Origin of the sequence: Kluyvera sp., from assembly GCF_047971185.1 — a bacterium.
Classification (GTDB): Bacteria; Pseudomonadota; Gammaproteobacteria; order Enterobacterales; family Enterobacteriaceae; genus Kluyvera.
Genome location: NZ_JBKDZH010000097.1, coordinates 1 through 11,143, shown reverse-complemented (window position 1 = coordinate 11,143; position 11,143 = coordinate 1). Strand labels below are relative to the sequence as shown.

General features: G+C 54.1%; 6 protein-coding genes and 1 pseudogene. 2 read left to right on the top strand and 5 right to left on the bottom strand.

Going from position 1 to position 11,143, the window contains the following annotated elements; all coding sequences use genetic code 11:
- Window positions 1-113 precede the first annotated feature (113 nt).
- Window positions 114-1,487, bottom strand: coding sequence for a fructose-specific PTS transporter subunit EIIC (locus ACK5JN_RS20435; protein WP_416871831.1), 1,374 nt, complete (start codon window positions 1,485-1,487; stop codon window positions 114-116).
- 48 nt (window positions 1,488-1,535) lie between these two features.
- Complete coding sequence (locus tag ACK5JN_RS20430) at window positions 1,536-2,354, bottom strand: shikimate 5-dehydrogenase (protein WP_416871830.1); 819 nt, start codon at window positions 2,352-2,354, stop codon at window positions 1,536-1,538.
- A gap of 94 nt (window positions 2,355-2,448) precedes the next feature.
- Here ACK5JN_RS20430 and sgrR point away from each other — a divergent pair, with 94 nt between their 5' ends.
- Complete coding sequence (gene sgrR / locus ACK5JN_RS20425; protein ID WP_416871829.1) at window positions 2,449-4,206, top strand: HTH-type transcriptional regulator SgrR; 1,758 nt, start codon at window positions 2,449-2,451, stop codon at window positions 4,204-4,206.
- A gap of 128 nt (window positions 4,207-4,334) precedes the next feature.
- On the opposite strand, the gene glmS is transcribed toward sgrR, so the two are convergent.
- The gene (gene glmS, locus ACK5JN_RS20420) at window positions 4,335-6,164 is read right to left on the bottom strand and encodes a glutamine--fructose-6-phosphate transaminase (isomerizing) (protein ID WP_416871828.1); all 1,830 of its coding nucleotides are present in this window, start codon (window positions 6,162-6,164) and stop codon (window positions 4,335-4,337) included.
- A gap of 168 nt (window positions 6,165-6,332) precedes the next feature.
- Window positions 6,333-7,706 carry a bifunctional UDP-N-acetylglucosamine diphosphorylase/glucosamine-1-phosphate N-acetyltransferase GlmU gene (gene glmU / locus ACK5JN_RS20415; RefSeq protein WP_416871827.1) on the bottom strand — a complete coding sequence of 458 codons (1,374 nt, stop codon included), beginning with the start codon at window positions 7,704-7,706 and terminating at the stop codon, window positions 6,333-6,335.
- A 344-nt stretch (window positions 7,707-8,050) separates the two neighbouring features.
- On the opposite strand from glmU, the pseudogene ACK5JN_RS20410 reads away from it, so the two are divergent.
- Window positions 8,051-10,227 (top strand): annotated as a pseudogene (locus tag ACK5JN_RS20410) (right-handed parallel beta-helix repeat-containing protein).
- Between the two features lie 440 nt (window positions 10,228-10,667).
- Here the strand turns inward: ACK5JN_RS20410 and ACK5JN_RS20405 are convergent.
- Window positions 10,668-11,087: a F0F1 ATP synthase subunit epsilon gene (locus ACK5JN_RS20405; protein WP_064540602.1), complete on the bottom strand. Its 420-nt coding sequence runs from the start codon at window positions 11,085-11,087 to the stop codon at window positions 10,668-10,670.
- Window positions 11,088-11,143: the final 56 nt, after the last annotated feature.

Genomic DNA, 11,143 nt, shown 5'->3' with positions numbered 1-11,143 from the left:
GGACAAACAGGTGACAGTTATATGTAAAGTTGATGACGGTTGAATGACAATGGTAAGAAAACAGCTGGCCCAAGAAGGCATCAGACCAGCGTGCGGCAATCATGGGATAAGAATTATGCTGTTTGAGCAGTTGCAGATGGTTTCAGCAGAGCATACATCAGGCCACAGGCAATAGTGCCCAGGGCAATAGAGAGCAGATATTGCATCACATTCTCCACCGCATGCGGAATTGCCAGGACAAAGAGGCCGCCGTGTGGCGCCATCAACGTACAACCGAAATACATGGACAGCCCCCCGGCGATTGCGCCACCGACCATCGTGGAAGGGATCACACGCATCGGGTCACGCGCGGCGAAGGGAATCGCCCCTTCAGAAATAAAGCACAACCCCAGGATGAAGGATGCATTGCCCGCTTCATGCTCAGAGGCGCTGAATTTTGCTCTGGCCGCCCAGGTCGCTACGCCCATCCCTAATGCCGGCACCATCCCTGCCGCCATAATTGCCGCCATCGGCATATAAGAGTGAGAAGCCAGTAAACCAACACCAAAGGTATACGCTGCTTTATTCACCGGCCCGCCAAGGTCAAAACCTTGCATTGCGCCCAGCAACATTCCCAGCAAAATCGCGTTCGTAGAGGTCATATTCCCCAGGAACGTCGTCAGCCCTTCCATCACTGCCGAAACCGGGCCACCTACCACGTAAATCATAACAAGGCCGGTAATCAGCGTCGCCAGTAAAGGTAAGACTAGCACCGGTTTGAGCGCTTCCATTGACGCCGGAAGCTTAATATTTTGAGCAAGAAGACGTGTACTGTAACCCGCCAGGAAACCGGCCACGATCCCGCCCAGGAAACCGGCTCCGCTTAAACTGGCTAGCATCCCGCCGATAAGCCCCGGAGCCAGACCCGGACGATCGGCAATCGAGAAGGCGATAAATCCAGCCAATACCGGCACCATCAGTGCAAAAGCGGCTTTCCCACCGATTTGAAATAATGCTGCCGCCAGCGTGCCCGGCTCGTTAAAGGCCTGGATACCGAAGACAAAAGAGAGTGCGATACACAGCCCTCCCGCAACCACCAAAGGAAGCATATGGGACACGCCGGTCATCAAATGCTTATAAACCCCAGGTAACTCTGTTTTCCCGGACGAAGAGGAACGTTCCGCAACCCCCTGATAGACTTCGGCGCTATTGAAGGCATTATCCATTTCCTGCGCACTCTTTTTTAGCGCAGCGCCGGTACTGGTGCGATAGAGTCTTTTGCCAACAAAGCCTGACAGATCCAGCTCAATATCCGCCGCGATAATCACCACATCCGCTTGCGCTATCTCTTCCGCGGTCAGCGTGTTCTTCGCTCCAACGGAACCACGGGTTTCAACCTTGATCCAGTCACCACGTTTGCGGGCTTCAATTTCCAGCGCTTCAGCAGCCATAAAGGTATGGGCTACGCCTGTCGGACAGGCCGTCACAGCAACAATTTTTTTAGTCATAGTAGGGTACCCTGTTCTTTTAATTTAAAGAAAAAGCAGGAAAAAATGTTACAGACGTGACCAGGCCGCCGCTTTCTGGAACAGCTCATCATCCGGGCGAATACCGGTATAAAGAACAAACTGCTCGACGGCCTGAATCGCAAACACTTCGGAACCGGTAATCACGGTTTTACCGCGTTCACGGGCGTAGCGGATTAAGGGCGTGACGGGCGGTAGCGCCACCACATCAAAGATAATGCTCGCGCTATCAACTTCTTGTTCACTATAAGAAAGTTTGTCCGCATCATTGCCGCCGGCCATACCAATCGGCGTGGCGTTAATCAACAGATCGGCGTGAATGCCATCGGTATTCGGGCGCCATTCATAGCCATAAAGCTCGGCCAGTTGTTTGCCTGACGCTTCATCAATCGCAACAATATAACCACGGGTAAACCCCGCATCCTTCAGCGCGCAGGCCACCGCCTTTGCCATTCCACCGCTGCCACGCAAGGCAAAAACCAGATCGGGAGAGACCTTGTAATTCGCCAGCAAGCGAGCAATCGCAATGTAATCGGTGTTGTAAGCCTTCAGATGACCATTGGTATTCACAATGGTATTAACTGAGTGAATGGCCTGAGCTGAAGCATCCAGTTCATCCACCAGCGGAATGCAGGCTTCTTTAAACGGCATGGAAATTGCGCACCCGCGAATCCCCAGACCGCGCACGCCGCTAATGGCTTGCGTAAGATCGGTCGGCGAGAAAGCTTTGTAGAGATAATTGAGATCCAGCGCCTCGTACAGATAGTTGTGAAAGCGTGTACCGAAGTTACTCGGGCGTGCCGCCAGAGACATGCAGACCTGAGTATCTTTATTAATGCGCTTTGTCATGATGAATCCTCATAGAAGTTGCGATAGAGAAAATCATCGGCTAAAAAGGGGATATTAAAAATTGCTCACTCTTGATTGAGAAATTTCACCTTTTATGGCAACCCAGCACACAGAACAAAAATACTTAAAGCTACTCCAGCGCTATGGCGACAAGCCTGTTAGCGTGACATTACAGGAGTTGGCGGATGTATTGTTCTGCACCCGACGGCATATGCGTAACCTGTTGCTTCAGATGCAGGAGGCAAAGTGGCTCATCTGGCAATCACAGGCTGGACGTGGGCATCGCGCCCAGCTTCACCTGCGCTATAAACCAGAACAGCTGTTAAGTGAAAAAGCGGAGCAGTTGCTTGAGTCTGGCCATGTGGATCAGGCCATTCAACTGCTGGGTAAGAATAAACACCAGGTGGCGCAGCTACTACGTTCAAAGCTGGGTTATAGCGTGCGGGAAGACTATCAGCGGCTGTGCATCCCCTATTACCGGACAATGCCCTCTCTGTGCCCTGGCACGCCGCTGCGCCGTTCCGAGCAGCATCTGGTCAGGCAGATTTTTAGCGGTCTGACGCGCATAAATGAGGAAAAAGGTGAAGTCGAAGCCGATCTTGCCCACCACTGGCGGCAAATTGATCCGCTACGCTGGCGTTTTTATCTGCGCCCCGCCGTGCTCTGGCATGATGGTCGCGAGCTGACCATCGACGATGTTACCGCTTCACTGGCCTGCACAGCCCGATTGCCGTTGTTCTCGCATTTGCAGGCGATTCAGGCCACCGGGCCGCTGAGTATTGAGATAACGCTGGCGCACCCTGATAACCAGCTGCCGTTACTGCTCAGCCATATTGATGCCATGATCCTACCGGCTGACTCGACACAACGCGCCGATTTCTCAGCGCACCCAGTAGGAACAGGCCCTTATGAGGTGATAGAAAATAATGGCTTTCATCTGCAAATGAAGGCCTTTGACCACTACTTTGGTCTGCGCGGACTGCTGGATGAAGTGGAGGTCTTTATCTGGCCGAATTTAACCCAAACAGACAACCCGGCGGAATCACTGACGGATAACGACGCGGCTGCCTGGCTCAGCTCCAGCCTGAGCGATGAGGATTACGTTTCCGGGCGGCTCAGCCAGGTAGCAGGAAAGCCTTCTGACAACCTGCGCGAAATGTTTCTTGAACGCGGGGGATATTTTTTATTATGCGACAGCCGGTCCTCGCACTGGCATACCGCCGAACACCGCCGCTGGCTGCGGGAAACACTCAGCCCTTACGCCTTACTCCAGCATCTGAGTGAAGCGATTCGTCCTTTCTGGATACCGGGCGGCAGCCTGTTACCCTCCTGGTTTCATACTATTGAGGCGGGTCAGATCTGTTCCCCTTTTAGTCCATCATCGCCCTGCGCAAAACTGCGCCTGGCCTATCACGATCAGCATCCTGAATTTCCGATGCTCCTGAATATCATGCGAGAGATCATGCGCCAGCAGGGCATTTTACTTGAGGGCGTTGAGCTTAATTATGATGACTGGGCGAACGGCAACGCCAATGTGGATCTCTGGCTGGGGACGGTCAATTTCCCCGTTCCCGAAGAGTGGAACGTCGGCACATGGCTGCTGGGATCCCGTTTACTGCGCCACTCCATCAGCGGCGGTGATGGCGAGCTGCTGGCCCACTGGGAAACCCAGTGGCATGCCGAAACGCTCAGCGCGGAACAACTGGTCAGGGAAACCACCAGCTCAGGTTGGCTACAACCGCTATTTCACCACTGGATGCGGCTCAAAGGCCCCGACCGGGCGAGGGGGATTCATCTGAACAACCTGGGGTGGTTTGATTTCCGCTCCACCTGGATTGAGCCGGGGCCGTAGCGCATTGGCCGACATGGTTAATCAGCGGAATATTTAGGTTGCGATCCACATCAGCCAATTAGGGCCTGACCTAAAAAGGGAGGAGATGAAGGCTGCTGAGCAAACAGCAGCCTTCTGTTTATTAAAAATTATTCGACGGTGACAGATTTCGCCAGGTTACGCGGCTGATCCACATCGGTGCCTTTAATCAACGCCACGTGATAAGACAGCAGCTGTAGCGGCACGGTGTAGAAGATTGGCGCAATCACCTCTTCCACATGCGGCAGCTCGATGATGTGCATGTTGTCGCTGTTGGTAAATGCCGCATCCTGATCGGCAAACACGTACAGCTCTCCACCGCGCGCGCGAACCTCTTCAATGTTGGATTTCAGCTTTTCCAACAGTTCGTTGTTCGGCGCCACCACGATAACCGGCATATCCGCATCAATCAGCGCCAACGGGCCATGCTTCAGCTCGCCTGCTGCGTAGGCTTCCGCGTGAATGTAGGAGATCTCTTTGAGCTTCAGCGCCCCTTCCAGCGCAATCGGGTACTGATCGCCGCGCCCAAGGAACAGCGCGTGATGCTTGTCAGAGAAGTCTTCCGCCAGCGCTTCAATGCGTTTGTCGTGTGACAGCATCTGCTCGATGCGGCTAGGCAGCGCCTGCAGGCCGTGCACGATATCCTGCTCAACGGCAGCGTCCTGACCTTTCAGACGGGCCATTTTCGCCACCAGCAGCAGCAGTACGGTCAGTTGGGTGGCAAACGCTTTGGTAGAGGCAACACCAATCTCCGCGCCCGCTTTGGTCATAATTGCCAGATCGGATTCACGCACCAGCGACGAACCCGCAACGTTACAAATCGCCAGCGAGCCCAGGTAACCCAGCTCTTTGGTCAGGCGCAGGCCTGCCAGAGTGTCGGCGGTCTCACCGGACTGCGACAGCGTGATCACCAGGCTATTCGGGCGCACGGCGGATTTGCGGTAGCGGAATTCGGACGCGATTTCGACATCGCACGGCATACCGGCCAGCGATTCAAACCAGTAACGCGCCACCATCCCCGAGTTGTAGGAGGTACCGCAGGCGATAATCTGAATGTGCTCAACCTGAGAGAGCAGCGCATCGGCCTCTGGCCCCAGCTCGCTCAGATCCACCTGGCCGTGGCTGATGCGCCCGGTTAAGGTGTTTTTGATTGCGTTCGGCTGCTCGTAGATCTCTTTCTGCATGTAGTGACGGTAAATGCCTTTGTCGCCGGCATCGTACTGCACGTTCGATTCGATATCCTGACGCTTCACTTCCGCGCCGGTCTTATCGAAGATGGCCACGGTACGACGGGTAACTTCCGCGATATCGCCCTCTTCCAGGAAGATAAAGCGGCGGGTCACCGGCAGCAGCGCCAGCTGATCGGAGGCGATAAAGTTCTCGCCCATCCCCAGGCCAATCACCAACGGGCTACCGGAGCGTGCCGCCAGCAGCGTGCTTGGATCGCGAGAGTCCATGATGACCGTACCGTAAGCGCCGCGCAGCTGCGGGATGGCGCGCAGTACGGCTTCACGTAAAGTTCCGCCCTGTTCCATCTCCCAGTGCACCAGGTGAGCAATCACTTCGGTGTCGGTCGCTGAAACGAAGACATAGCCGCGCGCTTGCAGCATTTCGCGCAGCGGTTCGTGGTTTTCGATGATGCCGTTATGCACCACCGCAATGTGTTCAGACACATGCGGATGCGCATTGCCTTCCGATGGTTCGCCATGGGTTGCCCAACGGGTGTGGGCAATACCGGTACCGCCAGATAGCGGCTGTTCTTCCGCTGCCTGAGCCAGCATCTGGACTTTTCCCAGACGACGCAGACGGGTCATATGACCTTCTGCATCCACCACCGCCAGACCCGCAGAGTCGTATCCACGGTATTCCAGACGACGGAGACCTTCGAGAAGGATTTCAGCTACATCACGTTGCGCGACTGCGCCAACAATTCCACACATAAGTTTATGTTCCGATTTTTTACGCGTTGTCGGTCAACCTGTTGCCCGTATACCGGGCGCCCCGAGCCTTGTAGAGAGTGGGGTTATTTTTATAGGTACTGCATGGTGGGCGGGAGATTATGTTATCTCCTCGCCTTTGTTGCCTGATGCGGCTACGCCTTATCAGGCCTACTTCTTAATCTTCACCGGACGCTGCCAGCCCTGCTTCTGCACCTGCGGTACACGGCTGATGACCAGCGCGTTATCCGCCACATTGCGCGTCACCGTCGTCCCGGCGGCGATGGTAGCCCCATTGCCCACGGTAACCGGCGCCACCAGCTGACTGTCGGAGCCGACGAACACGTCGTCGCCGATGATGGTTTTAAACTTGTTCGCGCCGTCGTAGTTGCAGGTAATGGTCCCCGCACCGATATTCACGTTGTCGCCAATTTCCGCGTCGCCGAGGTAGGTCAGATGACCGGCCTTCGAGCCTTTACCCAGACGCGCCTTTTTCATTTCCACGAAGTTCCCGACGTGAGCGCCTTCCAGCAGCTCAGCGCCAGGACGCAGACGGGCGAACGGCCCGATAGTACACGCGGCTTCCAGGTGCGCATCTTCCACCACGCTATACGGGCTGATTTCGCAATCATCGCCGATGGTGCTGTTTTTAATCACGCAGCCAGCGCCAATTTTGACGCGGTTACCCAGCACCACGTTGCCTTCAAGGATAACGTTAGTATCAATTTCCACATCTCGCCCATGCGCAAGGGTGCCGCGCAGATCGAAACGCGCCGGATCGCGCAGCATCACGCCCGCCAGCAGCAGTTTTTCGGCCTGCTCGGACTGATAAATACGCTCAAGGCGGGAAAGCTGGAGGCGGTTATTCACGCCGTCGGTTTCGCTGATACGCGCCGGATGAACGGCGGCAACCTCACGCCCTTCCTGATACGCCATGGCGATAATATCGGTGATATAGAACTCACCCTGCGCATTGTTATTGTCGAGCTTCGCCAGCCAGCGCTTCAGGTCTGCGCCATTGGCAATCAGAATGCCGGTATTAATCTCACGGATCTGGCGCTGCTCATCGGTCGCGTCTTTTTGCTCCACGATGCCGGTCACTTTGCCGTTTTCGCGGGTGATACGGCCATAGCCGCTTGGATCGTCCAGCACCACCGTCAGCAGACCAATGCCGCCCTGCGGTTTTGCGTCACGCAGGCGTTGCAGGGTTTCTACGGAGATCAACGGCACATCGCCGTACAGCATCAGAATATCTTCGTCATCGGCAAAGAACGGCGCAGCCTGCTGCATCGCGTGGCCAGTTCCCAGCTGCTCAGTCTGTAGTACCCAGTTCAGGTTACCGTCGGTCAAGGTCTGCTTAAGTAAGTCGCCGCCGTGGCCGTACACCAGATGTACCTGGTCCGCGCCAACATGGTTAGCCGCATCGATAACATGCTGCACCATCGGCTTGCCCGCCAGGGTGTGCAGCACTTTAGGAAGGTCTGAATACATGCGAGTGCCTTTGCCCGCGGCAAGGATCACAACGCTCATGGTACGGTTAGACATAGTTATCCTGTCTGTAGATTAAGTATGAAGTAAACCGGGTTCTTGTTGAAAATTCTACATATTTTGCAGCATGAAATGGTTTGCTGATAAAACGTTCAACAATCTCTTTCGTCCTGATTTTCTACCTGTATTTTCGTCTATATCAAATCCATTTGTCTTGTAAGAAATCAGACCCGACGCCAGATTCTGCGCTATCTCACTGCTTATCCTGTTTTTTTGCCACCTGAATAAAGGCTAATTCAAATCAAAACAGCGTTTTATTTACTCATTATTGTGACGAACAAAAAAGAAACAGCGTTTTGATTTAGTGATAATTACGTCGCTCAACCATTCAGGAAGATAATATGAACAAGAAGATACCTCTGGCTCTTACTCTTTGTAGCGCAGCGCTTTCTCTCTCAGCGCAGGCCCAGACGCCCCAACAATGGAAGGCGGTCGCTTTTGGGCAATCCACCGACGTTAACTTCTCCTCCAACGTTCTTCCGGAGAAAGTAGGCGTTAACAACGTCACCATCGACGGTAAGACGCTGACGCCACAGCAGATTGCCGATCTCAGCAAACCGATTACTATCGAAAGCCGTGGCGGCAAAATCGCCAACTCGCACGACGGCCTGACCTTCTTCTACACCGCGTTGCCGAGCGATGAGAATTTTGTGCTTTCCGCCACGGTCACCGTCGATCAGTTTGGCCCGGAAAACGGCGCTAAACCGGCCGCGCAGGAAGGGGCTGGTCTACTGGTGCGCGACATCATCGGCATTCCGCGTCAGGAACCGCTGAAAGAAGGCTATGAAGAGTTCCCGGCGGCGTCAAATATGGTGATGAACGCCATTATGACTCAGGATAAGAAAGACGCTTATCGCGTGAAGCTGCAGGCGATTGCGCGTAACGGCATCACCCAACCGTGGGGTAACGCCGGTTCAGAGATCAAAAAGGTGAGCTATAAAGAGGGGTCGATCTGCGTCAGTCACCGACCTTCCGTCTGAAGCTCGAACGTACCAACGACGGTTTCATTACCGCGTGGGCGCCGGCCGATAGCGAGGAGTGGGTGACCGAACGCGTACCGCACGCGGATATGATCTCGGTGCAGAATAAAAAACAGTATTACGTTGGCTTCTTTGCGTCACGTAACGCCAGAATCACCGTCAACGACGCCTCTCTGACCACCTCAGCGGCGAAAACGGTGGCCTCCAAACCGTTCGTCGCCAAATCATGGCCGGTGGTCATGCAAGTGGCTTCCGGTAGCAAGAGCCTGACGCCAGACTACATCGTCCAGGCACGCGCCAACTACGACGGGCAGTTCACCGTACGGCAGAATGAAGTGGTGATCGGGGAGAATAAACCGGTAAAAGCTGGTGAGATGTTCACCCAGCCCGCAACGCTGAAAGAGAGCAATACCTTCCAGATAACCTTTACCCCCACCAGCGGTAAAGACCTTACGCCGGTTGAACAGCAGCTGACCGTTAGCCAGCAGAAAGGCATAACTGCCAGCACGCTGTACGCAGCGGCCAACGGAAAAGCCGATGCGAAAGGTACCGCCGATGCGCCGATGGATTTGCAAACGGCCATCGAACTGGTGCCGCCGGGCGGTAAAATCGTGCTGGCGGCGGGCGATTATCCGAAAACCGATATTCCACTTGCGGCCAGCGGGCTGGAGAACGGCCGTAAAACGCTCGAAGCTAACGGGAAAGCAGTTATCCACGGTATGCTGCTCGACGGTAACTACTGGACGCTGCGCGGCGTGGACATCACCGCGAAGAGCCTGCGTATTCAGGGCAGCCATAACCTGATCGAGAACGTGACGGCTTATCGCAACGACGATACAGGGATTCAAATTTCCTCTGTGGATAAGATCGGCCGCCCGCTGTGGGCTAGCTATAACCGCGTGGTGAACTCTCAATCCTACAGCAACGAGGATCCGGGCAAGATCAACGCCGACGGTTTCGCCGTGAAGATGCGCGTGGGTGAAGGTAACCGCCTGGAAGGCTGCTATGCGTACGACAACGTGGATGACGGCTACGATCTGTTTAACAAGATTGAGGACGGCGCCAACGGCGTGGTGGTGATCGAGAATTCTGTCGCGCGTAACAACACCAGCAACGGCTTCAAGCTGGGCGGTGAAGGGCAGCCGGTCGCTCACGAAATTCGTAACAGTATCGCGGTTGGCAACCATCTCGATGGTTTCACCGATAACTTCAACCCGGGCAAGCTGGTGGTGGTCAATAACGTCGCCGTCGATAACCAGCGCTTTAACTTTATCTTCCGCCCTAGCCCTTATGGTGATGCCTCAACCCAGGGCGTGTTCAGCGATAACATTTCGCTGCGCAGCCAGCCGGGGAAATATGACGATGCGGTGGTGGGCAACATTGATGCCACGAACTACTTCATCGCAAAAGGCAAAAGCGTGAATTCGGAAGGTAAAGAGCTGCGCGCGGAAGATTTCCAGTCGCTGACGTTGCCGCAGCCGCTGGAGCGTAATGCTGATGGAAGTTTTAAGACCGGGGATTTCCTGAATAAGGATTAATGCGTAGACAGTACTGCTGGTCAAAATACAAAGGTCGCCGTAAGGCGACCTTGTTCATTTTTGGGTTCTGTTTACACCGCATGTGTTGTCGTTTTCGTTAGCGGTACAGCGCATCACAGAACAGCATCTGACCTACAGGTGAGCGGCCAGTGCGGTAATCAACCTTACAGGTTGAAAGTACCGAAAGAGATGTTCATAGAGCTGAAGAGGGCGATGATTTTGTTGATCAGTTTCATGATTTTTATCCTGCGATAGTAGTGATGATTTTTGTGACTCAACTCACAAAACAAAGTCTACTCCTCCCGTTTTTATCGATCAACAGTTTTGTGACTCAAATCACAAAATATTTAAAACACCTTTTCAGTTTCAGATAAATTAAAACAAAGCATAAAAAAAGCCAGCCTGGAAACCAGACTGGCTTTTTGACTTTCAAGCCGGTGTTACATCGCTTTTTTGGTCAACTCGATAACGCGCAGTTTAGCGATCGCTTTGGCCAGTTCCGCAGACGCCTGAGCGTAATCCACGTCACCATGAGAGCTCTTAATGTGCTCTTCGGCCTTACGTTTCGCTTCCAGAGCTCGCGCTTCGTCGAGGTCCTGGCCGCGAATCGCGGTATCAGCCAGTACGGTTACGGTTCCAGACTGCACTTCAAGAATGCCGCCGGACAGATAGATAAACTCTTCGTGACCGTGCTGTTTAACGATGCGAATCATACCAGGCTTAATGGCGGTGAGCAGCGGGGCGTGGCCCGGGTAAATACCCAGTTCACCTTCGCTACCCGTTACCTGGATTTTCTCGACCAGACCAGAGAACATTTGTTGCTCTGCGCTGACGACGTCCAGGTGGTAAGTCATTGCCATATCACCCTCCGATTAAGGCGTTAAAGTTTTTTGGCTTTTTCCACGGCTTCGTCGAT